Source organism: Sphingobium sp. TomTYG65, from assembly GCF_055395525.1.
This window is the reverse complement of the sequence record NZ_AP027330.1, coordinates 1,413,514-1,436,539: the sequence shown is the minus strand read 5'-3', so window position 1 is coordinate 1,436,539 and position 23,026 is coordinate 1,413,514. Positions and strand designations below refer to the sequence as shown.

The window sequence follows — 23,026 nt, the reverse complement described above, 5'->3', positions numbered from 1 at the left end:
CCGAGTTCCGGCGTTTCCAAAAGGCCGATGCCGTTCATGCTCTGGACCTCCGGTCGTGCCGGACTCGCCGCATGGCCTGTCGGATCGGATCGACTGGTTCAGCCACGAAGTGCAGCCGTTCCCGCCCCTGCATGGTTTCCAGGGTGAGCCGGTAACCGGGGAGCGGTTGCGCTGTGACGATACGGCGCAGGCGAAAGGCGAAATGCCGCCTGGGTTCGAGCATCCCCGATTTCAGATACAGATGGGCGACATCAAAGCTCCAGCCGTTAAGTTGCCGACCGCCATGCTTGCGCACGATGCGGTAGAGCCATCGTTCCAGGCCGCCGGTCAGCGAAAAATAGGCAGGATCGATGGTGAGGATCAGGGCCCGATCGAGGATGCCGGCATAGAACCAGTCAGGCAGGATCAGTTCGATGCCGACCGGGCGGCCGGAGGCGTCGAGACGCTCCTTCCACTCGTTGATCCATGAAAATCGATGCCGTCGGCGGCCATCGCTTTGCCGGATGGAGGTTGCGACGGATGTGGATTGCAGCCGATCGAGCGCCGCCTTCAAGCGGCCATAATGATCGCCCCCTGCGCTGCGCCGGATGAACCGCAGGATTTCGTGCGGCGTTGCGGCCATCAGTCGCGAGGTCGGGCGTCCCATGTCTCGGGCTTCGACGATCTGGCTTGCGGCCCAGATGAGGATATCGGCGTCCCAGATGGTCGCCATGCCATGCTCATGGGTCGCTTCCACATCGATCCATGTTTTTCCCATGGTGAAGCGGATGGGCGCGGTACGTTTCCGCTTGGCCAAGCTGAAAAAGGGCCAGGACATGAGATCCTGCGCGTCGCGCGGCGCGATGTCGCCGGGACCGGGATGGAACAGCGCGAGCTGGCGGGCGCGCGGCGCGGCGATAGTCATGGTCAGCGCCGCACCGGACCATCGTTGCGCATTCGCCTCGCCGGGTGGATCGTCCCGGCGCCGGGATCGGAGGTGGACCGGCGTGTCCCGACCTCCGCCCAGGCGTCGAGGTCGGCAAGGGCGTAGACGATGCGGCCGCCGAGCTTCCGATAGATCGGACCGGTGCCATAGCAACGATGCTTCTCAAGGGTGCGGGCGGAAAGGCCGAGATGCACGGCAGCATCGGGCGTCCGCAAATAGCGGGGGCGTACGGGATCCATCGGCGGCTCCATCAAGGGCATGAGCAGCATGGGCCGCTCGCGGTTGGTGCCGGACAGATTGGACAATCGCTGGTGGGGCGGAACTCCCGGACTTTGGGGATGATTGTTCCGCTGTCTGGGGGAGGAAGGCCAGGGACGCTCCCGTCATTGGGGCCCGGCGCTTGCAAGCGAGAGCTCAATTCCGGGAAGACGGTAAAGATGGCCGACGATAGCGCTGCCCCGAGCGTTCACCTGCTGGGGGAAGAGCGCTGTGCGCCTGGCGGCAGAAGGCCGGCCACTATTTTCAGAAGGAAGCCGTCGCGACCGGCGACGGCCCATTTTTTTAGGGGCAAGGAGACGGGAGGCGGCGTCAAGCCGCCCCCCGGCTCCCTCACGCCGCCAAGGGAAGGATTGGCGTGATTCCCCAACGCCACGCGCCTGATCCGCACTGATGCGCGCGTGGGCGTCAACGGTCGGAACGCCGCCGCGCCCGGTATAGGCGCTGGGTGGGAACTGCATCCACAGGGGCACCCAGCGATCCTTCTTGTCCCGCCCGTTGGCACCCCCGAGATGATCCTGGACAAGCGTCCGCAGGACTTTTGTCTTCTCACCTGCGTTTGCGACAGCCACCGCGCTTCCGCCCACATCGCCCAGCAATGCGCCCAGCACTTCGCGGTCGCGGATAAGCTCAAGAAAGACCGTATCGGCTTCCCACCAGTCCGCCATGTCGACCTGCATGTGGAGGCCGAGCGCTTCCATCACGGGGCTGCCGCTGGCGAGCGCTTCGCCCATGACGATTGTGACGACGCGCAGGACATCCTCATCGGAAAGGGTCAGCAGGCGAGCAAAAACGGCGGACAACTGGTCGCGCGCCATGCCTTTCTCCTGATCGTTCTGCGTCCCCTCAAAAGACCCGTCGATCACGGATGGATCATCGGCGCAAAAGCCGAGCAGACCAAGCACGGACCGGCGCTCTCTGTCGAAAACCGTCTCGCCGACCGAGGTTTCGAAGCTTTCGCACAGCGCGTCGCTGCGCGTCGTCTGCGGTTCGGGGGACACCCTGAAAAGACGGGAGCCCGCGATGGCGTGCGCCGCCATCAGGCGCAGCGCGACCTGCCCATGCCCGATCAGAGCGGCCCGCACGGCGGCATGGCGGTGAAGATCGACATAGTCACCCATGGCCGAGGTCAGTTCGGGCCGGGCAACTTTTTCGCCGGTCGCGCCACTGCCGCTATTCCGCCGAGCGCGATCCGCTTCCTTCCGGCTGAGATAGCCCTCATGAAAGGCAACCTCGCCATTGGATCGCACCACGATATAGACGCGCCCGCCGCCCCGCTTGCTGGTTTTCTCATGTTCCCACTGGTGGAAATGCTCGGTTGGCGGAACGATGACGGCATCGCTCCACCCCGCGTCCAAATAGCGCTCCCTGCGCTTTTCAATCACCCTATTCTGCTCTGTCCAGAACAGGTCCGCGTCAGCGAAATAGCGGTCCTCACCAAAAAGGTCGCCAAGGATCGTGCCCGGGAAAGCGGCCAGGTCGAAAAGGGCGTGACGAACCGGAATGGCCTGACCGCCGAACAGCCAGCCTTTCAACTGATGTCCGACCGGGGCGTGACGATCGGGATCATCGAGCAGCGCGAGCCACGCCCTCTGCTGGCTCTTGGTCGCGAGCGTCAGATGGCGCACGGTCGTGGCGTCTATGTCGTCGCGCCGATAGAGTTCGCGAATGCGGGGCAGCAGGTTGCCGAGCGCAAGGATGCGCCGCACCGTCAGTTCAGGCAGACCGAATGTGGACGAAAGATCCTCGAGCGTCCGCCCCTGCTTCACCAGCCGCACAAAGCTCTCCCAGCGCGACACTTCGTCAGGGTCGAGGCGGGCGAGATTTTCGATCAGCGAGGCTTCGAGCGCTGCGGCATCGTCTCCTGCCTCTATGATGGCGGCCGGCAGGCGGGCGAGCTCGGGGTCGGCACCCTCCTCCTGGCACGCGAGTCGCGCTGCGTGCACGCGCCGCCTTCCTGCAACGATTTCGAAGCGGCCTTCTTCGCTGCCGGGCCGGAGGATCACGGGGACGATGACGCCGCGCTTGCGGACCGTTGGCAGGAGATCGGAGACGTCCGGGTCCCTGCGGCTGTGCCGCATGTTCATGACACACACATCGATATTGCAAAGGTCGATAAAGTCGAGTTTCATCGGTCTGGCTCCTGATGGAGTGCCGGTTCCGTTATGCGTTGGACTGCCAGACGGAACCGGCTTTCTTCGAAAAGACGGCAAACGGCCGCCGCGTCAGCCGCCGTGCGAGGGCGGAAGCTTGTGGAAGCGGGAGGATGCCCGGTTCAGGAAAGTTTCGGCTTGGATGATCGAGCCTGTGCGCTGGGCGGTCTGCGCCCATGCGGACAGGGGGAAGGGCGCGGCAAAGCCCAGGTCCCGTTCGATGCGAAGGCCAAAAGGCAGACGGATCGCCTCGATTTCCATCAGCGAGAAGCAGCCCAGTTCCGGGCATCCAAAGCCAAGGTCGGCGAGGCCGAAGAGGGTGTCTCCGTCCTCATACAGTTCCGTCGCCAGCCAAGTCGCTGCGCCAACGGGGTTGAAGAATTTGACGACCGGGGCGGGATCATGAAGCCGGTCATCATGCTGAGCCTCCATGCTGGCCGCGAGATTGGCTGACAGCGCGGCGCGCAGTTCGGGGGTGAGGAGGATCATGCGGCCAGCCTCCCGTCGCAAACGGCTTGTCCAGCCTCCCGATGCCGCGCGAGCAGCCATTCAGCAGCTTGGCTTGCCTGTCGGGCTGCCCGGAAGATGGTGCGTCCACGCGGGCCGGTGCTGCCGCGCACGGCGGGACCGTCGCTCATGTCGCCGCGCAAGACCTCCAGCCATGATCCGATATAGTCCGCATGACGCACGGTCGGAACGATGCCCAGCGCCGCGCACAGGAAAGCCGATCCCATTTCCGCGACGAGTTCCTCGCGGGCATAGTCCTTGGTCCCGAAGCTGGTCCCGAACGTCCGGGCAAGACGCCTGGGATGGCCTGTCGCGTGGGTCAGTTCGTGCAGACAGGTGCGGTAATAATCGACCTGCGCATAGAAAGCCGGTTGCGGCGGCACCTGCACAAAGTCTTCTGACGGAACATAATAGGCCTCGTCGCCGCCGATCCGGAATTCAACGCCGCTGGCGGCGATCACCTCCTCGGCGACCGGGATGATCTCACGTTCCGGGAGGGGAAGGGGATCGCGCGCAAGGTCGGGGTCAAGCCCCTCGCATTGCGCTACATTGAACAGGGTGAAGCGTTTGAGGAAGGCTATGGTCCTGGCTTCCCCACCTTCCGCAGCGACCCGCGCCTTCTCCTCGTCGGTGACGAACCGGTCGGCATAGGCGACCATCGTCCCCTGTTCGCCCTTGCGAACATTGCCGCCTGCCTGCAACGCTTGGCCATAAGTCAGCCAGCCCTGCGAGGGCCAGCCGTTCGTGATGACCGCGCTCCAGAGCATGAGGATATTGACGCCCGAATAGGGGCGACCGGTGATGGCGTTGCGGGGCAGAGCAGGTCCAGCGCAGGCGGTGCTGTCCCATGGCTGAACCCATGGCAGGCGTCCCTCTTCCAGCTGCGATATGATTTTGGCTGTGACTTCCTCGTAGAGGCTTTTGCGGTTGGTGCCTTCACCATCTGCTGCCCGCAACTTGCGTTCCTTCCTCGCTCCGGGAGCGGAACGGGCCTTTCCGTTGATCATCTGGTTCATGCCTGTCCTCCAAGCCTGCCCAAAAACCACAAGGCCTCCCCGGAAAGCGGGGGTGGGCGGCGATGAGCGGACGGGAAGGCCCGCTGGAGCGGCCGGCGGCACCGGCAGGGGCGCAATGCACATGGAGCACCCCAAGCGTAGCGCCGGGGTTGCCGCAGGCCGCGGCGGGACTATCCGGGAGCGACGCCCGCTCCCGCGTTTCGGGAGAGGCCTCATCATCCCGCCGTCGCGGCAAGCGCCGCGGCGACCATGGATAAGCCCCGTCCAAAGGACGGGGCGTCGCGCCAGTGATCGTAACCGCAGGCCAAGACCCGGAGGGGCTTGGGGCGAAGCCCTAGAGCACGGTCGGAAGGAGGCGCCGGAGTGACGCTCTTTATGGAATGGACCTCACAAGAGGACGCCGCGGCCACGAGGGGATTGGTGGAATCTCCCCTTGGAAGGTTGGTCGGCATCTGTTCGCATCTTTGCAAACATCCATGCCGAGGCGTTCGGTCAGGCGAATTTTGCCAGCCCTGTGCGGCCGTGGCGATCTTATCGGGATTGTCGGCCGGCTGGATGAGCCATTGGCTTGAAGATTGGCCCGACGATCTTGCGCCATGCGTGCATTGGGCGCCCATGGTCGTGAAGCACCCGGGTTAAAACGTTGGCCAACAGACCAGCGGTCATGTCCCTGCCCATAGGAAGACATGCCGCCGTCCGCAGGATGGCGGCCATGAGGACGCGGCTCAAAACGTCAGCATGACCTGACCCGTCGGCAAGCTCACCCGCCGGGCTGTCCGCATGATGATCTATCCCGTGGGGTGAAGCAAGTCTCTATGGTCAGGGCATTTGGCTCAGGACGGAGAGCAGCGCCCCCTCTGGTTTCCTATGCTCCACGCGAAGTGGGCGCCCCGGATTTGCGGGGCGCCCCTCGGCTTATCGTGACCAGATGAGGTCGCAGGTCTTGCCATCCTCGCGCAGGACCAGCGAGGCGTAGACCGGAGCGGGGAAGCTTGGATCGTCAAACTTGCACGATAGATACTCCGATCCTGCGGCGGAGATCTTCTGCCAAGCCGCGCCGACATCAGCATCGCCGGCGTAGAAGCGGTAGTCAGGCGCCTTGTCGGTTTCCTTGTCTGCCGGACGGAGGGTGACGCCGATATCGAGTGTCAGCGTCTTGATGGTGCCGGCAAAGCCAGCCTGGGTCTTGGTGAGTGTACCGATGATAGCCATGTTCATTCTCCTTTGCGGAAGGCCGCGCCCTTCGCGACCTCGATGGCGCCGGGAGGGACGGAGGCGCGGTGACCGCATGCGAGACGCACCGCAGCGGCAGCGAAGGACCCGGAGCGCCGGCATTTTGTTTCGCGATGCAAAGCCGGCACGACCGGCGGCGGAAAATGGCGGCAAGCGCAGGGTTGCAGTCCAACCGCGAAGGCGCAGCCGGCTTCGGCCAGGCAGCCATCCCAGGAGAGGTCGGAAGGTCCGTTCCGCAGCTTTGGGAACATGTGCTTGGCGGCCCTCGATCGAGCCCGGTCAGATCGGGGGCCATTTTGGTGCGTGCGGGTCAATGAAAGTCATGACTACGCACCTGCAAGATGTCGTCGCGGGCGGCCGATGAATTTAGGTGAGGCGGGGAACCCCGCCCCCACAATCGCGACCTTCATCGCCTGCTCCTGGAAGAGAGGTACACCCAGCGTTTTCTTCAGGACCGCCTTCAGCTCCTCCTTGGGATATTCCGGCACCTCCTTGCCTTCCCGGCGGCGCAGATAGGGATGGACCATGTCGCCCTGAATGGGTCCCGGACGAACTATCGCCACCTCGATCACAAGGTCGTAAAATTCTCGTGGCTTGATCCGCGGCAGCATCGACATCTGCGCACGGCTCTCGATCTGGAAGACGCCGAGCGTATCGGCGCGCTGGATCATGGCATAGACGGCCGGGTCATCATCCTGGAGGTCGGCCATGCCGACCTTGATGCCCTTATGTTCTTCCAGGAGGTTGAAGGCGCGGTTCATGCACCCAAGCATGCCAAGACCCAGCACATCGACCTTCATGAACTTCAAGGCGTCGATATCATCCTTGTCCCACTCGATGATCTGACGGTCCTCCATCCGGGCAGGTTCGATCGGCACCAGATCATCGAGCCGGTCCTGCGTCAGCACGAAGCCGCCCGGATGCTGGGACAGATGGCGCGGCGTGCCGATGAGCTGACGGGAGAGCTCCAGCGTGAGTTTCAGCCGATGATCATCGGCGTTGAGGTTGACGCTGGCGATCTGTTCCTCGCTGATGCCGTCCATGGACCAGCCCCAGACGAGACCGGTCAACATCTTGGTGAGGTCCCGCGGCAGCCCGAGCGCCTTGCCCACCTCGGCGACCGCGCCGCGTGTGCGGTAGCGGGTCACCACCGCCGTCAGCGCCGAGCGGGTGCGGCCATAGGTCTCATAGATCCACTGGATGATTTCCTCGCGCCGTTCATGCTCGAAATCGACGTCAATGTCGGGTGGCTCCTTGCGCTCGCCCGAGACGAAGCGCTCGAACAGCAGCTCATGCTGGATCGGATCGATCGAGGTGATGCCAAGCATATAGCAGACGCAGCTGTTCGCGGCCGAGCCGCGGCCCTGGCAGAGAATGCCGCGCCGGCGGCTTTCCGCCACGATCGCATGGACGGTGAGAAAATAGGGTGCGTAGCCAAGCTGATCGATGAGCCGCAGCTCATGGGTGATCTGGTCACGATAGTCTTTCGGCACGCCATCGGGAAACATCCGCGCGGCCGCCTCCTGCGTCAGCGCGGCGAGCGCCTCCTGCGCGGTGCGGCCCTCCATCACCTGCTCATAGGGATATTGATACTGGATCTCCCCAAGATTGAAACGGCACTGGCCGGCGATGTCCGCGCTCGCCTCGATCGCATCGGGAAAGGCGGCGAAGCGCCGTTCCATCTCCTCAGGGGATTTGAGGTTGCGATCCATATAGCGCTCGCGCCTGAAGCCGAGCGCGTCGATCGTCCTCTTCTCGCGGATCGCCGTCATCACATCCTGCAGCGGCCGGAGCTCGGGGGCATGATAGAGGATGTCCCCGGTCGCGACGCTGCGCACGCCAGCCGCGCGTGCCATGGCGTCGAGCTCGTGCAGCCGCGCGATATCATCGGGCCGGCGGCGCAGCGACAGCGCCATATAGGCGCGGGCTCCGAACAATTGCTTCATGTCCGCAAGATCGGCGAGCGTGCCGCTATCGGGCTGGTCCGGCAGGAGAATGGCGACCTGCCCCTCAGCATGCGCTGCAACATCGGCCCAGTCGAGCCGGCAGCAGCCTTTGCCGCCTCGCGCCTTGCCCAGGGAGAGGAGCCGGGTCAACCTGCTCCAGGCCGGCCGATCGGTGGGGTAAAGGAGAAGCGCCTTGCCATCAGTGAGATCCAGGCGTGTGCCTGTGATCATGCGCACGCCGGTCGCCTTCTGCGCGTCCCAGCCGCGCACCACGCCCGCAACGCTGCCCCAGTCGGCTAACCCCAAGGCCTCATGGCCAAGCAGGGCAGCAGCGGAGAAGAGCTGCTCGGGCGAGGACGCGCCGCGCAGGAAGGAGAAGTGGCTGGTGACCTGCAATTCGACATAGCGGGCCATCAGCCGAACATCCCGTGCATGAACCAGCTGAGATTGCCGGTCTGCGCGTCGACGCCATCACCGCGGCGGAAGAGCCAGAAGCGTTCGCCGCCTGCCGCCTCCACCCGGAAATAATCCCGTACCGCCCACATTTCGTCCTCGTTCCTCCACCATTCGCCATGGATGCGCTCGGGGCCGTCGCCGGCGATGACGCGGTAGCTCTTGCCGCGCCAGGTGAAGCGGCGCGGCGGATGGTCGGGCATCAGGGCAACGACATGGACAAGAAGCTCAGGGCGCCTCAGCATCCGCACCGGCCGTTTCCAATCTGGCCAGCCCAGCGGCTTTGCCAGCGGCGCGACACGCCGCACCGCCCGCTCGGGCACATCGCTTTCGTGGGACGAGAGGCGGAAGGGCCTGTCCGGCTCGATCCTGCCGGTCAGCTGATCGATGAGCGGCACGATGTCGCGCCGCCGATCATCCCGGCCAAGGCCGGCCTCTATCGTCTGGGCTGCGAGCGTCTCAACGCGCGGCGCGGCAAGGATCATTGCTTCGATCCCGAGGCCGGGATCGATCCGCCCGACGCGCATGGCGAGCATGCGCTTCAAATGTAGGGGCTCGCGGGTCGCCCGGGCGGTGCCGATGGCGACGCGCTGCTCGCTGCCGTCCACGATCAGGCAGGCAAGATGGGCTGTGCGCAGGCCAAGGCCGCGTTGCTGCAGAAGGATGACCAGGTCATCAACGAGATCGCCGATCACCTGGATGATCGCCTCTGCCGTGCCAATCGGCTCAAGCAGCCGCCGCTCCACGCGGGGCGCGTCGAACGGCACCACCGGGATTATGGGTTCGGCCGCCATGCCGCGCGCCTGGTCGAGCCGTTGCACGGTCGTGAGGCCAAGCCGCCGGGCAAGCGGCGCGCGCGGCATGGAATAGAGTTCCGCGATCCGCTCGAGACCAAAGCGGGCGGCTGCGTGCAGCGCCTCAGGTTCAAGGCGCAGTGCGGCAAGCGGCAGATCGGCAAGCGCCTGCGTCTCTTCTCCCGGCGGCAAGAGCGTGATGGGGGCGCCGCCGTGGCGCGCAAGCGCATAAGCCGCGCCCGCCGTCCCCGCGACCGCGATGCTGGCGGTGAAGCCCAGCCGCTGCAGAAAGCGCAGCAGCCGGCGGCAGAATGGTTGTTCGCCGCCGAAGAGATGGGTGGTCCCCGTCAGGTCCAGCCAGAGACCATCGGGACCGCAGACACTGGCTGTCGGTGTCCAATGCCCCACCGCATGAAGGGCGAGGCGATCGAGCCAGGCGCGGTCGGCATCCGGCTCGGCCTCGCGGACCTCAAGCTCTGTCACCAGCGCCCGAGCGTGGGCCGCCGCCATGCCAGGCCGTAGACCAAGATCCAGCGCGACCGGGCAGCCGGAGGTGACAATGTCGCGCTGCCCGGAGCGAGCGATCAGGATAGTGGGCCTGCCCCACAAGCGCCCCCAGCTTATCGCAGGCGCTGAACCGCCGCTGCCTTCACCTCGCGCCATGGCCTTGAAGGGATGCTCGGCCGCTTCACTCCTGCGGCCCATCTCGCGCATGGACGGACGTTGATGCGCCGGCAAGGCGTCGATGTCGGACTGGCTGGGCTTATGTCCTAGCGCCCCGTCTCGCGCCCAGCGCGCACCGGGCCGCCAGCCGCCGCCGCGCGGCACAGAGCATGCACCTGGATCATCGTCGACCGGCGGCGCGAAACGGGGCGCGGCCGGGACGTGCTCAAGCGGCCTGGCTGGCCGCTCCAACCGCCGCAACCGCTCGATGGCGAGTTGCGGCAGGTAGAGCGAGGCGACCCGTGTCATCGCACGCTTCCAGTTCGAGGGAGAAGGGGTTTCCGTTGCGCTGGCGGACCAGCTCGACCGACCAGCGGGCGCGGCCCACTCCCGGATGAAGAAGGGGCTCAGAAGGCCGGCAGCCGATCCGCCAGCGTGTCATCGCCGAAGAGAGCCCGCTCAAGGGACAGCGCTCGCGCAATCGATGGCGGCGGTAGAGCAGGATTGGGGTCTTGCCGTCGGAAGCCGCGAGTTGCAGCCGCCGGGTTGCGGTCTGATCCGCCGCCTTCACCTCCGCAATGACGCAGGCCAGTGATCCATCGCGCAGGGCGTCCTCGGCCATCGCGAGAACGGCGCTGTCCTTCAGGCCTTGCGCATAGAAAATCCGGTCGGGACGAAGGCCCACCTGTTCAAGACCCGGGGCATAAAGGTCAAAACGGCTGAGCGCCCAGAAAATCTCGGCATTCTCGCTCGCCGCGAAGCGCGCGGCAATGCCCGCTGCAAAGAGCGTGGCGGCGGCATCATCGTTCAGCGTTGCGGAAGCAGGGGCAATCTCATGCAGGCCAGCGCCATGGAGGCCCTGGTCGGCAAGCCGGTTATCCATCTCCGGCAATCGGAAAGGCAGCGGAGCGGCCTGTCCCGCGCAGCTCTGCCCGAGGCTCGCGCGAAGCGCCGCAACAGCATCAGCCTGGGGCTGATCAAGAGAAAGAGAGGGGCTGGGCATGGGAACATATCGACTCAAATGTTCCCTTTATGTTCCGTTGTCACGCGGGATTCGTCAAGGCTGATGAATCCTGCCGCTCCAGTCTCTTGGCGCGGCGACAGCGGCTTGGCTTATCGGCTCAACCTTTGAGCATCTGCAGCGTTGCCGGGTCCCGCGCACCGTCAAACCAGCGGTCCAGCGCCTCGGCGAAGAGCGGCCGAGAGTCAGCCCACTCGAACAGCGTCAAAGAGGAGCGCAGCTTCATGGCGTCGACAGAACCGAAGACCGCGACTGGGTCGTGGTTCCCGAGCGCCTGCAGCGCCGTCACGCACTCGAGATAGCGGGGGCCGAGCAAGCCATGGTCAAGATAGGCACGGGCTTCGGCGAGCGAGGCAATCCCGTAATATTGCGCAGTCGGGCTCTGCCCGAGGCCGCGAAGCTGCGGGAAGATGAACCACATCCAGTGCGATCGCTTTGCACCCGCCCGGATTTCCGCCAGGGCCGTATCATAGATTTTGGCCTGCGCCTCGACGAAGCGCGCGAGGGTCGCATCGGTCGTCATCAAACGAGCGCTCCCTGCGCGGGTGGGGCGCCATAGACCTGGGTGACCGGCAGGCTCCCCTGCGGCAGCCAGCGGAGCACCTCATTGGCCGGCACCGTCAGATCAAGCCAGTCGGCCCATTGGTCGCGGGCGAGCGGGATGATCTGGCGATGATGATAGGGCGCAACGTCGGGGCCTGCATCCATGGTCAGCATCGTGAACGCCTCGCCAGCAGCGCTCTCGCGCCAAATCCCTGCGATGCAGAACCATGGGTGATCCCTCATGGTGAACAGCCATTTGTCGAGCCGCTTCTGTTTCGGGTCTGCCGGGTCCGTGAATTCATAGAAGCCGTCGGCCAGGATCAGGCAGCGGTGCGAACTGAAGGTGCGGCCCTCGCTGCGGAAATTATAAACAGGCTTGCCCCTGGGGCCCGGCCAGCTCCAGCGCCTGTTCACCAGTTCGCCGATGCCCCGTTCGCCTTCAACGGAACGAAGGATGGGCGCCATGTCGGTGATCTTGATGTCCTCGCGCGCGGGCACATTGGGCGCGCCTTCAGGCATTTTGATCTTGATTTGCAGATCTTCAAAATCCTCGGCGATCGAGGCGATATCGACCTCAAGGCGGTAGTCGTTGCACATTGCATGATCCTCACCAGCTGCGCCTCTTGCTCCCGGCTATCCAACAGATAGGGTTGGTCTCATGGCGGGCCTTGCTCCTCTAGGCTGTTTCAATGTCGGTCTGAGGAAAGTCGTCGCCCTTGTAGAGGAGCGGCACACCGGCGATCCGGGCACAGGCATAGGCAAAGCAGTCGCCGAAGTTGAGGGAAGCCGAATGCCGTGACTTTCCGTAGCGATCATAGGCATCGATCGCGTGATTTCGGGCCTCTGGCGGTACCGCTGTGACTTGAATTTCGGATAGGACCAGAAATTCTTCTACGGCTTCATGAGCGTGACGAACCTCCAGGTCGAGGATTCGAGAGATGGCCAGGACCGTTTCCCAGACGGCGAGAGGGGATGTGATACGGATCCGTGCCTTCTGGAGCCGAGCCAACAGCTCCGGAGCGTCGCCTTCGTCAGCCAGTATCGCTGTAAGAGCAGACGCGTCCACGAACATTATGGTTCACCGTAGAGGCTGTCGATAAATTCCTTGTCGGCCGTTCGTCCCGCAGCAGGTCCCGCTTTTGCACGCAGCGAGCGGGCAAAAGCTAAACCGCGTTCCATCAGCGAAGGCATTTGTTGTTCGCGCTCGAGCTCGTGTCGCAAAGCCCGGCGAACGGCTTCGGTCTTGCTCACTTTCTGCAGCACGGCGAGGCGTTCTGCCATCCGGTTCACTTCATTATCCTTGACGTAAAGTGACATGGGATATCCTCCAACAGGTAGGATATACTTCATATATATCAGTGGAACAACACCCATGGAGGCCGGAACGTAAACCAGTCACGCGCCTTGCTGCCAACCCTCGTTCTCTGTATGTTCTTATGATGGACTCGAACGCAACTCCATTCGATACGGCCGCTGCGGGAAGCCGGCGTGCGATCATCAGGCGAAACCCCGATGACGTAGCTGAGATCGAGATGATCGAGGCGGTCTGGGGTTCCAATCCGCAGTTCAGTGACGGCATATCCTACGAGTTCATCCGTGCCGAAGGAAAACGCTTTGCCAGCAACCGCTGCCTGGTCGCGGCGTCCGAATTCCACATCCGCAATGGCGAGAAGAAATTTCGCGCCTTCAGGGAAGATGGCAATTTCTTCTATTTGGCTGCGATCTGGGAGCCGCCCATGGGTGACTGGCCGGTCAGCTATCGTATCCTCACGGTCGACGCCAGTCCTGAGGTGATGCGCTATCAGGCTCGCCATGGCGCGATTATCGAGCGGCGTCAGGTCATGCAGTGGTTAGACCTGACCCGTCCCGAGGCAGAACTGCTCGTGACGCCACCGGCTTGGATGTTCCGAATCGAGGAGATTTTGACGAAACCGGTTCAGACTAGCCTCGCCCTCTGATCGAGGCAGCGAGCGTGCGGCGACGGGTCACGGTAGCCAGGATGGTCAAGTTTATGCCGAGCAGCCGCTAGCGTGATCGGCGGTGAAAAACGGCACGGCCGAACATCGCAAAGGCGGCAATGAACGCCCATCGGAACCCGAAGGCCAAGACCTCGGTCGGCCAAACCGGATGGCCGCCGAAGCGAGCGATCGACAGCGTGAGGGCGCTAAGAGTGACGAGCGCCAACAGAAGCCAGATCGGGCGAGAATGCATGCCTCGCACTGCCACGGCTGGCGGCAAAACTCCAGATCGCGCCGCACCAATTATCCAGCGAGCCCGATTCGGCAGTCAGATGCCATGACTAGGAAATCAGGCCGCAGCGAACTGAAAGTAACCGATCGGGCCTGCCGCAGCAAACCTCTCCATTGGTTTTGCAAACCCGATCCCTCCCGGTCACATCCTCCGCTCTCCGAATCATAGGACGCAAGAAATCAAGCGACCAAGCGGAGATAGTCTTCGCTCGCGACATCAGAATCTGCTGCGATTATTTGCGCCACGTGATCGTTCCAGGCCTCAAGCGCGGCTCGCTTTTCATCGCGCCAATCATGTCGCTGATAGATCCCCGCCACGCCGGACCGAGCCAAGCCTACGTGATTCAGCACAGCCTCGGTAACTTCGAAGCGGACACCCAGACGTTGAAAGTTCGTTGCCAAGGTGCGTCTGAGATCATGCAAACGCCAGGGGGGCAAGGCGAACCCGCGTTCTGCTGCTATTGCGCTATCCACCTTCAGTTTGCCTTTGTGATAGCTGGTGAACGAGCCGCCCCTGGAGGTCAAAAAGAGCCTTCCATGGCCGGGCCACTGTGCTCCCCCGGCGACGTCATCAAGGACGCGGATGGCAAGGTCGTTCAAGGGGATCGTATTCGCCTTGCCATTCTTCGCCCGTGTGCCGGGAAGGGTCCAAAGCTTTTCGGCGCGATCGAGCTCCTCCCATGCAATCCTCGACACCTCTTCTCGGCGTTGGCCGGTTACAATGAGGAGCCGAACTATCGGACCGAAACAGGGATCTGCTGTAGGAGCGTGCTTCCAGATTCTTTTAAGCTCATCGTCGGCGAGCCAGCGCTCCCGTGGCGTGACAGGAGGCGGCGTCTCCATACCTTCCGTAGGACTGCGCTCGAGATCGCCTCGGCTGACGGCCCAGCGAAACATGCGTCTGATCACTGCGAAGACATCTCGCCGCTTGGCGATCTGACTGACGGGCATGGCGTCGAGAACAGCGGCTATGTCGGATCGGGTGATCTGCGGCAGCGGTTTGTTCTTGAGTATGGGCTTAACATGCAGTCGGAGGGAGCGCTTGACCATTTTTGTCCACCCCTCTCCCCTCACTGAATTGCCGAAGAGATCCGCGTAGTTGGAGAAGGCGAGATCGACGGCCTCCCGCCGCCGCAATTTGTCTGCTTCGACCGGGTCTCGGCCTTGCGCGACAAGGATCAGGAGGCGCTCTGCTTCGGTGCGAGCTGTCGTCGGTGTCCAGGGGGATCCGTGCCTACCAATTGTATATCGCCGCGTAGCAGCCTCACGACCGCCCATCCTGTATTGGACTACGTAGGAGATGGCTCCTGATTTGGTGAATTTGGCCCCGAACCCTTTGGTATCGAGGTCCCATACAAAGCCGATATAGCCTTGGGACACCAACGAATCGATGGTCCGCTTTGTGATTTTTCCGTTCGCCAACTTGGGGCCTCCCGCCTAGCGTGCCGAGTAATCACCGGGTAATCACCGTAGCGGAAAACACTGCTAAAAGACTACCAGGCTGGCGTAGGCAGGCCGAAGAAAAACCTTTCTATTTCAACGCTATAGTACGATCTACCTACGTCTCCAGCGCACATACCAGACTTCGTGGCCGATGCGGCGGGCCTTGGATTCGTAGCGGGTTTCGGGCCAGCCGCCGGGGCGGTTGAGGAAGTCCTTGGGCTCGCTGGCCAGCCAGTCGAAATCGGGATGGCCGTTCATCACCATCAGCGCCCAGCGGAGATAGACCGGATGGTCGGTGCCGAAGCGGAATTCGCCGCCGGGTTTCAGCTTGCGGGCGATCATCGCGACCGGGCCGGGGTTCATCATGCGGCGCTTGGCATGGCGCGCCTTTGGCCAGGGATCAGGATGGAGGAGATAGACGAAGCTCAGCGCGCCGTCGGGGATGCGCGAGAGGACTTGCAGCGCGTCGCCCATGTGGAGGCGGATATTGCCCAGCCCCTGATCGCGGATGTGGCCGAGCGCTGTGACGACGCCGTTCAGGAAAGGCTCGGCGCCGATGAAGCCGTGGTCGGGCAACAGGTCAGCGCGATAGGCGAGATGCTCGCCGCCGCCAAAGCCGATCTCGAAATGTAGCGGGCGGTCATAGCCGAAGAGGTTGGCGGCGGTGATTTCGCCTTCTTCCGGAACGGACAAGGCGGGGAGCAGCGTATCGACGAGCTGCTGCTGCCCGGCGCGGAGCTTGTGGCCCGACTGGCGGCCATAGAGGCGGTTGAGCGTGGTGGGATCGCCCGATTTGTGCGCGGTCATGGCGGCGCGCTTAGCGGCGTGGAGCGATGGGAGCAAGCATTAGGCCGCGCTGTTGTGCAAGCGTGCCTCCCGCCCCCATGGTGAGGAGAATGCGGGACGGGAGGCACGCAGGGCCACGGCCGGGGCTGCTCGGCCGGGCTATGGCATGCAGTGCGATGGGATAATGCCGCCCGTCAGATCAATGGCATTTGACGAAGCGGCCCTTGGCGTCCTTGCATGGTCCCTTCCTGGCGACCGGCTTGGGCGGGCATTTGATGAATTTGCCTTTTGCGTCCTTGCAGGGCGCGGCGAGCGCGGGAGCGGCGCTGCCGGCGAGAAGGGCGATGCAGGCAAGAGCGGATGTCAGAGATCTGGTCATCGGCTGGTCTCCCTGAGAGGAGTTGCCGAACCCGACAGGGGTGCGGGTTCGACAGGGGCTTTATGAGCCGGGCGCACAGCGGAAGCTAATGAACTTTTCGTCATGTTGCGCCCATTGATGGGAGCGTGCGCGCCCTTCGACAGGCTCAGGGCGAACGGGGTTCAGTGTGCAGATAAAAACAAGCGGCGCGCAAGGCTCGTGCCTTGCGCGCCGCCTTTTAAACTAGCGAGGAGCGGCTTAGAGCGCGGCCTTCAGCTTTTCGACGAGGTCGGTGCGTTCCCAGGGGAAGAAGTCGCCTTCCGCCTTGCGGCCGAAATGGCCGTAGGCAGCGGTCGGGCGGTAGATCGGCTTGTTGAGGCCGAGATGCGTGCGGATGCCACGCGGAGTGAGGCCGCCCAGTTCCTTGATCGACTTGATCGCGTCCTCGATCTTCGCATCGTCGACGCTGCCGGTGCCGTGGGTATCGACATAGAGCGAGAGCGGTTCGCTGACGCCGATCGCATAGGCGAGCTGGATCGTGCAACGGCGCGCGAGGCCGGCGGCGACGATGTTCTTGGCGAGATAGCGCGTGATGTAGGCGGCGGAACGATCGACCTTGGTCGGGTCCTTGCCGGAGAATGCGCCGCCGCCATGGGGCGATGCGCCGCCATAGGTGTCGACGATGATTTTGCGGCCGGTTAGGCCAGCGTCACCGTCCGGACCGCCGATTTCGAAGCTGCCGGTCGGGTTGATGTGATAGACGGTCTCGGCCGAGAGCAGTTCGCCGGGAAGGACTTCGGCGACGACGCCCTTCACATAGTCCTTCAGTTCGGCTTCCTTGTCGCCCTGGTCATAGCCGGGGGCGTGCTGGGTCGAGACGACGATCGCGGTCGCAGCGGCGGGCTTGCCATTTTCGAAGCGGAGCGTGACCTGGCTCTTGGCGTCCGGCTCCAGGAAGGGGGCGCGGCCGGAGTGGCGGTCATGCGCCATGCGGGCGAGAATCTTGTGGCTGTAGTCCAGCGTGGCGGGCATGAGGTCAGGCGTCTCGTCGCAGGCGAAGCCGAACATGATCCCCTGGTCGCCAGCGCCTTCGTCCTTGTTGCCGGCGGCGTCGACGCCCTGCGCGATATGCGCGGACTGGGCGTGGAGGTTGTTTTCGAAGCGGAAGCTTTCCCAATGGAAGCCGTCCTGCTCATAGCCGATGCGCTTTACCGTTTCGCGGACGGTGCGCTCAATCTCTTCCTGCGCGCCGGGCGCCCACTGGCCGTCTTCATAAACGCCCTTGCAGCGGATCTCGCCCGCCAGGACGACAAGCTGGGTCGTCGTCAGCGTTTCGCAGGCGATGCGGGCTTCGGGGTCCTTCGACAGGAACAGATCGACGATGGCGTCGGAAATCTGGTCGGCGACCTTGTCGGGATGGCCTTCGGAAACGGATTCCGAGGTGAAGAGATAGTTGTTGCGCATGGGACTCCCGTTAGCACGCTTGGGTCTGAGGCGATATAAAGAAAAGTTTATGTGCCTATTAGCGGGTCGCGCGGCGGGTGGCAATGGCCAGTCCGGCGAGCAGTGCCAGGAACAGGAAGGACGCCCAATTGCCGAGCCGGGCGAACAGGGTCGGCGGTAACGTCGCGGGCAGGCTTGTGTCCAAGAACCCGGCCCGGTGGAGGCCGAGTGCGTGGAGGACGTGGCCGCGAGCATCGATGACGGCGGAGACGCCGGTGGGGGTGGAGCGGACGATGGGCACGCCTTCCTCGATCGCGCGCAGGCGGGCCTGGGCGAGGTGCTGGACCGGGCCCCAGCTGCCGAACCAGGCGTCGTTGGAGGGGTTGAAGAGGAAGGCGGGGCGGTTCTTCGCGTCAATCACCTGGCCTGAGAAGATGATCTCATAGCAGATCTGGACGCCCATCTTGAGCGGGGGACGGCCAAGAGTGGCAGGGAGGGTCAGGCTTTGCGGGCCGGGGCCGGGCCAGAAATCGGCGTCGCCGGGGACAAGGCGGGACAGGCCGAGCGGCTGAAGGATGTTCCGCATGGGCAGATATTCGCCATAGGGGACAAGGTGTGATTTGTCGTAGCGGCCGAGCAGCTGCGCCTGGGGCGAGACGATGAAGAGGCTGTTGTTGGCACCTGCGAGCGCGTTGGTGGTGACGCCGCCTTCTTCGACCTGTTTGAAATAGACTTTGGTCGCGCCGGTCATCAGCAGGTCGCCGGGCCCGAGCAGGGCGGCGAGGCGGGTTCGCCATTGCGGTTCCATGTCGAGATAAGCGGGGATGGCGGCTTCGGGCCAGAAGATGAGGCGCGGGGCGGGGCGCGGTTCGCCGGAGAGGCGGGCCAGGGTGCGGAAATGCGCCTCTTCCAGTTCCGGGGAGTATTTTTCGTCCTGGCCGATATTGGGCTGGACGACGCGGATGCGTGGCGCGCCTGCTGGCGTGGGAGGCGCGAGGGAGAGGAGGCCCCAGAGCGCGAGGGCGCAGAGCGGGAAAAAGATCGCCGCAGCGGGAGTGAACTGGCAGCGGAGGGCGAGGAGAATGGCTCCGGCCGCGAGGATGGCGAGCGCGCCTGTGCCATAGGTGCCGACCAGCGTCGCGGCAATGGGTATGCCTGTGGGAAGAAGGGTGGCGGCGAGCGGGTTCCAGGCAAAGCCGGTGAAGACGGTGGCGCGGAGATATTCGCTGGCGATCCAGGCGGCGGCGAAGAGGAGGACGAGGGGCAGGGCATTGCGCGCGCGGCCCACCCCCGGCCCCTCCCGCCTGGGTGATGGAAGTTTAATATGGAGCCACCACGCGGCCAATGTCGCGAGACCCGGATAGACTGCCAGATAGAGCGACAGGAGGACCACCGCGCCATAGCCGAACCAGTGCGGCATTGCGTCCTGGAAGCTGAAGGCATGGGCGATCCAGTTGAGGCCAAGGGTAAAATAGCCAAGGCCGAACAGCCAGCCGCGAATGAAAGCGGCGCGGCGGTTGGGCGCCCGCTCGATAAGGAAGAGGAGCAGCGCGAAGCAGGCGAGGGTGACGGGCCAGAGCTTCAGCGGCTCGAAGCCTGTCGCCGACAGAAAGCCTGCGGAGAGGGCGGTGAGCTTTGGAAAGCGGTCCGGTATGACTTTCATCGGGTGCGGATCAGCGCAGGGTCGCCATGGTGGCGTGGCTGCACTTGTCGCTCTTGTGCCCGCCGCCCGACAGCGCAGAGGCAGCGATGAAGCCGCCGACCACCAGCACCAGGAAGGCCGCGGAGAGGAGGCCGAGATATTTTTCGATGAACGCCTTTATCGGCCGGCCGAACTTCCAGAAGAGGAAGCCCACCAGCATGAACTGGAAGGCGCGGGAAAGGATGCTGGCCCAGAGGAAGGTGAAAAGCGACAGGCCGATGAAGCCCGCGGTGATGGTGATGAGCTTGAAGGGGATGGGCGTCGCGCCCTTCACCAGGATGATCTCTGCCCCATAATCGCGCAGATAGCAGGCGGCCACGGGGAATTTCGCGGCGAGGCCGAGGGCGTGCAGGATCTGCTGGCCGACCGCTTCATAGAGAAAATGGCCGATCGCATAGCCGAGCAGGCCGCCGAGTACGGACGCAATGGTGCAGATGATGCCGAAGCGGATCGCCCGTTCCGGCCGGGCAAGGCACATCAGGCCGAGCAGCGGATGCGGGGGGATGGGGAAGAAGCTGGATTCCATGAAGGAAATGACGAAAAGCCAGCGTTCGGCATGGGCGTGGGCGGCTTTCGCCAGCGTCCATTGATAGAGCTTGGTGAGCATCGGGGGCGGGCCTAGCGGAGATTGCAGGGGACCGCCAGAGCTTTCATTTTATAACGATATCGTAATGACAAGGAGGGCAGGCGAGCGGCGAAAGACGTCCACTCGTCCGCGAAGACTCTATGCGCTGACGCGACGGCGTTGACGGGCGGGTGACGTCTGGGCAAGACCCCGTTCTTCCGCACCAGCAGCTCGGCCAGTTACTACCTGTGACATTTTCTTCCCCATCATGGTCCAGGCTGCGCGAGCGCGGCGGGGGGCTGTTGTTCGCGCTGGGGCTGAACGCGCTGTTGCTGCTGGCCTTGCTGACGATGGCGCCGCAGCTGGAACAACGGGTGGAGGACCCGCGCAATCCGGTGACCTTCGAAATGGCGCCCGCGCCAGCCAAGCAGGAGGCGCGAGCGGAGAAGAGCCAGGAGAAGCGGAAGGAAAAAGCTGCGGCCCGGCCAAAGGCGCAGCCAGTGGTGAAACCTGCCGAACGGGAGAGGCCGATCCTGCGATCCCCTTTGCCCTTGCCCTCACCCGCGCCCTTTATCGAGATGGACAGCGCCGAAATGGCGTCGGCGGACATCGGGAAGATGCCGAAAAAGGACGCCGGTGAAGGGGCGTCCGGCCAGGGAAACAGCCGCATGGCGGCGGGGCCGGGCGAAGGCCCCGGCGGGGTGCAGCTGTTCGAGGCGGAATGGTATCGGCGGCCGACACCCGCTGAATTGGGGACTTATATCCCCGCCACGGCGCCGGGCGATGGCTGGGGTCTGGTGGCGTGCAAGACGGTCGAGAATTTCCGCGTCGAAAACTGCCAGGCGCTGGGAGAATCGCCACAGGGGTCCGGCTTTGCGCGGGCGGTGCGGCTGGCGGCATGGCAATTTCTGGTGCGGCCCCCGCGCGTCAATGGCAAGCCGATGATCGGCAGCTGGGTACGCATCAGGATCGATTATAGCCGCAAGCCGGTAGAGAGCGGCGCGGCAGGCATGTGAATTGGGTTGCGTTTCGATACTGAAATGGCATGGTGAGGCCGCCTGACATCAGGGAGTGGAATCATGATCATCTATGGAGCGCGGCCTTCGCCCTTTGTGCGCAAGGTCATCATCTTTGCGGAGGAAAAGGGGCTGGCGGTTGATGTGCAGCCCGGCGGATTTGGGCGGGGCGGCGACATTTTTGCCGAGGCATCGCCATTCGGCAAGATGCCAGCCTTCCAGGACGGCGATTTCCTGATCAGCGACAGTACGGCGATCATAACCTATATGGATGCCGTCAAGCCCGATCCCAATTTGATCCCGCTGGAGCCCAAGGCGCGGGCGCGGACGATATGGTATGAGGAATTTGGCGATACGATCGTGCAGGCGGCCGGCATGCCGATCTTCTTCAACCGCATGGTTGCGCCGCTGCTGGGGATGCCGCAGGATCTGGCAGCGGCCGAAAAATCCGAGGCGGAAGCCTTGCCGCGCGTGCTGGATTATATCGAGAAGATATTGCCGCAAAGCGGATTTCTGGTGGAAGATCGCTTTACCTTGGCCGACATCGCCGTGGCCTGTCCGCTGATCAATATCGGCTATTGCAGCAAGGCTGTTGCCGAAGGCCGCTGGCCGAGGGTCGAAGGCTGGGTGCAGCAGATGCGCGCCCGCCCCAGTTTTGCGAGCGCTCTGGCCGCCGAGGCCGCACAGATCGAGAGGATGAGGGTAAGCTGAAATAACCTATTTGGAACATTTCTGTTGACATCGTCACGCTGTTCTGGCAGGAATGTCGATATTGGGAATTGTGAGTCGCCGGGAAGGCGGCACGACAAGGGCTGGTCCGAAAGGGCCGGCCCTTTTTGCTGGGGGGCAGGCATGGGCGACAGGGGTGAGGCGGGCGCTGTGCGGCGCTTTTCAGGCAAGGCCAGCGATGCGCCGGACCGTGAACTGTCGGTACAGCGCAGCCAGCGCGGTCGGGCAGGGAGCGGCGCGCAGTTGCGGGCAGTGCGCAAGGATGGATGGACAGCGGAGCGGCGCAGGATTTTCATGGAAACGCTGGCCGCGACCTGCAACGTCAGCGAGGCGGCGCGGACGGCGGGCATGAACCTGTCGAGCGCCTATTATCAGAAGCGGCGCGATCCTGGCTTTGCGCGGGAATGGGCGCAGGCGCTGAACATCGGCTATGCAGAGTTGGAGGCGCTGCTGCTGCGCCAGGCGCTGTTCGGCACCGAGGAGGAAGAGGTGACGCTGGACGCCGAGGGAATGGTGAAGAGCCGCAAGGTGAAGCGGGGTCACCCCAATGCGGTGGGCGTGCGATTGCTGGTGCAGCATCGGCGTGAGGTAGGGGACAGGCGCGCTGTGGAGGAGGCGGATCGGCCGGACGGCGAGGACGCGGTCGAGCGTTTGCGCAGGGCGCTGGAGAAGGTGCGGGAGAGGATCGGGGTGGAGTGAGGTTTTGGTGCGTCATCGTGCCTGCGGAAGCTGGCGTTTTTATCGACACGGTGCGTTTTGCCTCTGAGATCCCAGCTTTCGCTGGAATGACAATGCTGGGTGGATTCCGGAATGGCGGGTTGCGGCGATTAATCGACAAAGCTGCCCATTCCATGCTGATGAACCGGCCACGTGCAGGCAATCAATCAACGCAATTGGTAGTCTCCATCGCAGCCGGAAGTCACGCGCGTTGGGGTGCGCTGGTGCGCACTCATCCTGAGTCGCAAATTTTTGCCCGCGAAGCGCCAACTCCCTGATGCTTGACATTGCAAAACGAACCTCCTTTTCTGTACGCGTGCGTTCGATTTAGGCGGCCAGGTCGTTTGGGGTCGGTCGCGGCTAAGCGCGACCAATGCGGCCCCCAAACTAAGGGTGCGTTATAAGGTGTCAGAAGAGGGAGATGGAAACGTGGCCGTCGGACAACAGGTATGCAGGTCTGCAAGCATCTTTTGGGACATAGGATGCCG

General features: G+C 63.7%; 22 protein-coding genes and 1 pseudogene. 4 read left to right on the top strand and 19 right to left on the bottom strand.

Annotation, left to right across the window (positions count from 1 at the left end; genetic code table 11):
- Positions 1–34: 34 nt before the first annotated feature.
- The 13 genes and pseudogenes from ACZ5Y5_RS07160 to ACZ5Y5_RS07100 all read right to left on the bottom strand — a co-directional run bounded on the left by ACZ5Y5_RS07160 (position 35) and on the right by ACZ5Y5_RS07100 (position 12,847).
- A complete protein-coding gene (locus ACZ5Y5_RS07160) occupies positions 35–904 on the bottom strand; it encodes a replication initiator protein A (RefSeq protein ID WP_464807971.1) in 870 nt (289 codons plus the stop codon).
- Between the two features lie 2 nt (positions 905–906).
- Positions 907–1,176, bottom strand: a complete 270-nt coding sequence (locus ACZ5Y5_RS07155) for a helix-turn-helix transcriptional regulator (RefSeq protein ID WP_464810499.1) — start codon at positions 1,174–1,176, stop codon at positions 907–909.
- A gap of 132 nt (positions 1,177–1,308) precedes the next feature.
- On the bottom strand, positions 1,309–3,333 hold the full coding sequence (locus ACZ5Y5_RS07150) for a ParB/RepB/Spo0J family partition protein (protein WP_464807970.1): 2,025 nt from the start codon (positions 3,331–3,333) through the stop codon (positions 1,309–1,311).
- Positions 3,334–3,426: 93 nt separating this feature from the next.
- Positions 3,427–3,843, bottom strand: coding sequence for a DUF2958 domain-containing protein (locus tag ACZ5Y5_RS07145; protein ID WP_464807969.1), 417 nt, complete (start codon positions 3,841–3,843; stop codon positions 3,427–3,429).
- Positions 3,840–4,868: an ArdC family protein gene (locus tag ACZ5Y5_RS07140; RefSeq protein ID WP_464810498.1), complete on the bottom strand. Its 1,029-nt coding sequence runs from the start codon at positions 4,866–4,868 to the stop codon at positions 3,840–3,842. Before ACZ5Y5_RS07140 ends, ACZ5Y5_RS07145 begins: the two co-directional genes overlap by 4 nt.
- A 924-nt stretch (positions 4,869–5,792) precedes the next feature.
- Positions 5,793–6,089 (bottom strand): DUF736 domain-containing protein, encoded by a 297-nt coding sequence (locus ACZ5Y5_RS07135; protein WP_464807968.1) that lies wholly within the window; start codon positions 6,087–6,089, stop codon positions 5,793–5,795.
- Between the two features lie 392 nt (positions 6,090–6,481).
- Positions 6,482–8,470: pseudogene (locus tag ACZ5Y5_RS07130) on the bottom strand (PHP domain-containing protein); the annotation flags it as partial.
- Positions 8,470–10,275 (bottom strand): DUF6504 family protein, encoded by a 1,806-nt coding sequence (locus ACZ5Y5_RS07125; protein WP_464807967.1) that lies wholly within the window; start codon positions 10,273–10,275, stop codon positions 8,470–8,472. The pseudogene ACZ5Y5_RS07130 and the gene ACZ5Y5_RS07125, both read right to left, overlap by 1 nt.
- Entirely contained in the window at positions 10,193–10,969 is a 777-nt protein-coding gene (locus tag ACZ5Y5_RS07120) for an ImuA family protein (protein ID WP_464807966.1), read from the bottom strand. The genes ACZ5Y5_RS07125 and ACZ5Y5_RS07120 overlap by 83 nt, the downstream gene beginning before the upstream one ends.
- A gap of 118 nt (positions 10,970–11,087) precedes the next feature.
- Complete coding sequence (locus tag ACZ5Y5_RS07115; RefSeq protein WP_464807965.1) at positions 11,088–11,510, bottom strand: DUF1810 domain-containing protein; 423 nt, start codon at positions 11,508–11,510, stop codon at positions 11,088–11,090.
- Entirely contained in the window at positions 11,510–12,127 is a 618-nt protein-coding gene (locus tag ACZ5Y5_RS07110; RefSeq protein WP_464807964.1) for an SOS response-associated peptidase family protein, read from the bottom strand. The genes ACZ5Y5_RS07115 and ACZ5Y5_RS07110 overlap by 1 nt, the downstream gene beginning before the upstream one ends.
- A 79-nt stretch (positions 12,128–12,206) precedes the next feature.
- Positions 12,207–12,602, bottom strand: a complete 396-nt coding sequence (locus tag ACZ5Y5_RS07105; RefSeq protein ID WP_464807963.1) for a type II toxin-antitoxin system VapC family toxin — start codon at positions 12,600–12,602, stop codon at positions 12,207–12,209.
- Positions 12,602–12,847 carry a type II toxin-antitoxin system VapB family antitoxin gene (locus ACZ5Y5_RS07100; RefSeq protein WP_464807962.1) on the bottom strand — a complete coding sequence of 82 codons (246 nt, stop codon included), beginning with the start codon at positions 12,845–12,847 and terminating at the stop codon, positions 12,602–12,604. Before ACZ5Y5_RS07100 ends, ACZ5Y5_RS07105 begins: the two co-directional genes overlap by 1 nt.
- Positions 12,848–12,888: 41 nt before the next feature.
- On the opposite strand from ACZ5Y5_RS07100, the gene ACZ5Y5_RS07095 reads away from it, so the two are divergent.
- Entirely contained in the window at positions 12,889–13,488 is a 600-nt protein-coding gene (locus tag ACZ5Y5_RS07095; RefSeq protein ID WP_464807961.1) for an SOS response-associated peptidase family protein, read from the top strand.
- Positions 13,489–13,959: 471 nt separating this feature from the next.
- On the opposite strand, the gene ACZ5Y5_RS07090 is transcribed toward ACZ5Y5_RS07095, so the two are convergent.
- The 6 genes from ACZ5Y5_RS07090 to ACZ5Y5_RS07065 all read right to left on the bottom strand — a co-directional run bounded on the left by ACZ5Y5_RS07090 (position 13,960) and on the right by ACZ5Y5_RS07065 (position 20,118).
- A complete protein-coding gene (locus tag ACZ5Y5_RS07090; RefSeq protein ID WP_464807960.1) occupies positions 13,960–15,201 on the bottom strand; it encodes a tyrosine-type recombinase/integrase in 1,242 nt (413 codons plus the stop codon).
- A gap of 132 nt (positions 15,202–15,333) precedes the next feature.
- Positions 15,334–16,029: a tRNA (guanosine(46)-N7)-methyltransferase TrmB gene (trmB, locus tag ACZ5Y5_RS07085; protein WP_464807959.1), complete on the bottom strand. Its 696-nt coding sequence runs from the start codon at positions 16,027–16,029 to the stop codon at positions 15,334–15,336.
- Between the two features lie 178 nt (positions 16,030–16,207).
- The gene (locus ACZ5Y5_RS07080) at positions 16,208–16,387 is read right to left on the bottom strand and encodes a hypothetical protein (RefSeq protein ID WP_464807958.1); all 180 of its coding nucleotides are present in this window, start codon (positions 16,385–16,387) and stop codon (positions 16,208–16,210) included.
- A gap of 237 nt (positions 16,388–16,624) precedes the next feature.
- Complete coding sequence (metK, locus tag ACZ5Y5_RS07075; protein WP_464807957.1) at positions 16,625–17,830, bottom strand: methionine adenosyltransferase; 1,206 nt, start codon at positions 17,828–17,830, stop codon at positions 16,625–16,627.
- Between the two features lie 58 nt (positions 17,831–17,888).
- On the bottom strand, positions 17,889–19,472 hold the full coding sequence (gene lnt / locus ACZ5Y5_RS07070) for an apolipoprotein N-acyltransferase (RefSeq protein WP_464807956.1): 1,584 nt from the start codon (positions 19,470–19,472) through the stop codon (positions 17,889–17,891).
- Between the two features lie 10 nt (positions 19,473–19,482).
- Positions 19,483–20,118: a YqaA family protein gene (locus ACZ5Y5_RS07065; RefSeq protein WP_464807955.1), complete on the bottom strand. Its 636-nt coding sequence runs from the start codon at positions 20,116–20,118 to the stop codon at positions 19,483–19,485.
- A gap of 206 nt (positions 20,119–20,324) precedes the next feature.
- Between ACZ5Y5_RS07065 and ACZ5Y5_RS07060 the strand changes: the two genes are divergently transcribed.
- The 3 genes from ACZ5Y5_RS07060 (at position 20,325) to ACZ5Y5_RS07050 (ending at position 22,520) form a co-directional block, all read left to right on the top strand.
- Positions 20,325–21,092: a hypothetical protein gene (locus ACZ5Y5_RS07060; protein WP_464807954.1), complete on the top strand. Its 768-nt coding sequence runs from the start codon at positions 20,325–20,327 to the stop codon at positions 21,090–21,092.
- A gap of 63 nt (positions 21,093–21,155) precedes the next feature.
- Positions 21,156–21,803: a glutathione S-transferase family protein gene (locus tag ACZ5Y5_RS07055; protein WP_464807953.1), complete on the top strand. Its 648-nt coding sequence runs from the start codon at positions 21,156–21,158 to the stop codon at positions 21,801–21,803.
- A gap of 141 nt (positions 21,804–21,944) precedes the next feature.
- Entirely contained in the window at positions 21,945–22,520 is a 576-nt protein-coding gene (locus ACZ5Y5_RS07050) for a hypothetical protein (protein ID WP_464807952.1), read from the top strand.
- The last annotated feature ends 506 nt before the right edge of the window (positions 22,521–23,026 follow it).

What these genes read in the sequence shown, in the direction of transcription:
- ACZ5Y5_RS07140 (WP_464810498.1), bottom strand. Translation starts at nt 4,868, where the DNA reads ATGATCAACGGAAAGGCCCGTTCCGCTCCCGGAGCGAGGAAGGAACGC.
- ACZ5Y5_RS07065 (WP_464807955.1), bottom strand. Translation starts at nt 20,118, where the DNA reads ATGCTCACCAAGCTCTATCAATGGACGCTGGCGAAAGCCGCCCACGCC.
- trmB (WP_464807959.1), bottom strand. Translation starts at nt 16,029, where the DNA reads ATGACCGCGCACAAATCGGGCGATCCCACCACGCTCAACCGCCTCTAT.
- ACZ5Y5_RS07120 (WP_464807966.1), bottom strand. Translation starts at nt 10,969, where the DNA reads ATGCCCAGCCCCTCTCTTTCTCTTGATCAGCCCCAGGCTGATGCTGTT.
- lnt (WP_464807956.1), bottom strand. Translation starts at nt 19,472, where the DNA reads ATGAAAGTCATACCGGACCGCTTTCCAAAGCTCACCGCCCTCTCCGCA.
- ACZ5Y5_RS07135 (WP_464807968.1), bottom strand. Translation starts at nt 6,089, where the DNA reads ATGGCTATCATCGGTACACTCACCAAGACCCAGGCTGGCTTTGCCGGC.
- metK (WP_464807957.1), bottom strand. Translation starts at nt 17,830, where the DNA reads ATGCGCAACAACTATCTCTTCACCTCGGAATCCGTTTCCGAAGGCCAT.
- ACZ5Y5_RS07145 (WP_464807969.1), bottom strand. Translation starts at nt 3,843, where the DNA reads ATGATCCTCCTCACCCCCGAACTGCGCGCCGCGCTGTCAGCCAATCTC.
- ACZ5Y5_RS07155 (WP_464810499.1), bottom strand. Translation starts at nt 1,176, where the DNA reads ATGGAGCCGCCGATGGATCCCGTACGCCCCCGCTATTTGCGGACGCCC.
- ACZ5Y5_RS07150 (WP_464807970.1), bottom strand. Translation starts at nt 3,333, where the DNA reads ATGAAACTCGACTTTATCGACCTTTGCAATATCGATGTGTGTGTCATG.
- ACZ5Y5_RS07160 (WP_464807971.1), bottom strand. Translation starts at nt 904, where the DNA reads ATGACTATCGCCGCGCCGCGCGCCCGCCAGCTCGCGCTGTTCCATCCC.
- ACZ5Y5_RS07050 (WP_464807952.1), top strand. Translation starts at nt 21,945, where the DNA reads ATGGGCGACAGGGGTGAGGCGGGCGCTGTGCGGCGCTTTTCAGGCAAG.
- ACZ5Y5_RS07100 (WP_464807962.1), bottom strand. Translation starts at nt 12,847, where the DNA reads ATGTCACTTTACGTCAAGGATAATGAAGTGAACCGGATGGCAGAACGC.
- ACZ5Y5_RS07080 (WP_464807958.1), bottom strand. Translation starts at nt 16,387, where the DNA reads ATGACCAGATCTCTGACATCCGCTCTTGCCTGCATCGCCCTTCTCGCC.
- ACZ5Y5_RS07055 (WP_464807953.1), top strand. Translation starts at nt 21,156, where the DNA reads ATGATCATCTATGGAGCGCGGCCTTCGCCCTTTGTGCGCAAGGTCATC.
- ACZ5Y5_RS07110 (WP_464807964.1), bottom strand. Translation starts at nt 12,127, where the DNA reads ATGTGCAACGACTACCGCCTTGAGGTCGATATCGCCTCGATCGCCGAG.
- ACZ5Y5_RS07105 (WP_464807963.1), bottom strand. Translation starts at nt 12,602, where the DNA reads ATGTTCGTGGACGCGTCTGCTCTTACAGCGATACTGGCTGACGAAGGC.
- ACZ5Y5_RS07125 (WP_464807967.1), bottom strand. Translation starts at nt 10,275, where the DNA reads ATGACACGGGTCGCCTCGCTCTACCTGCCGCAACTCGCCATCGAGCGG.
- ACZ5Y5_RS07115 (WP_464807965.1), bottom strand. Translation starts at nt 11,510, where the DNA reads ATGACGACCGATGCGACCCTCGCGCGCTTCGTCGAGGCGCAGGCCAAA.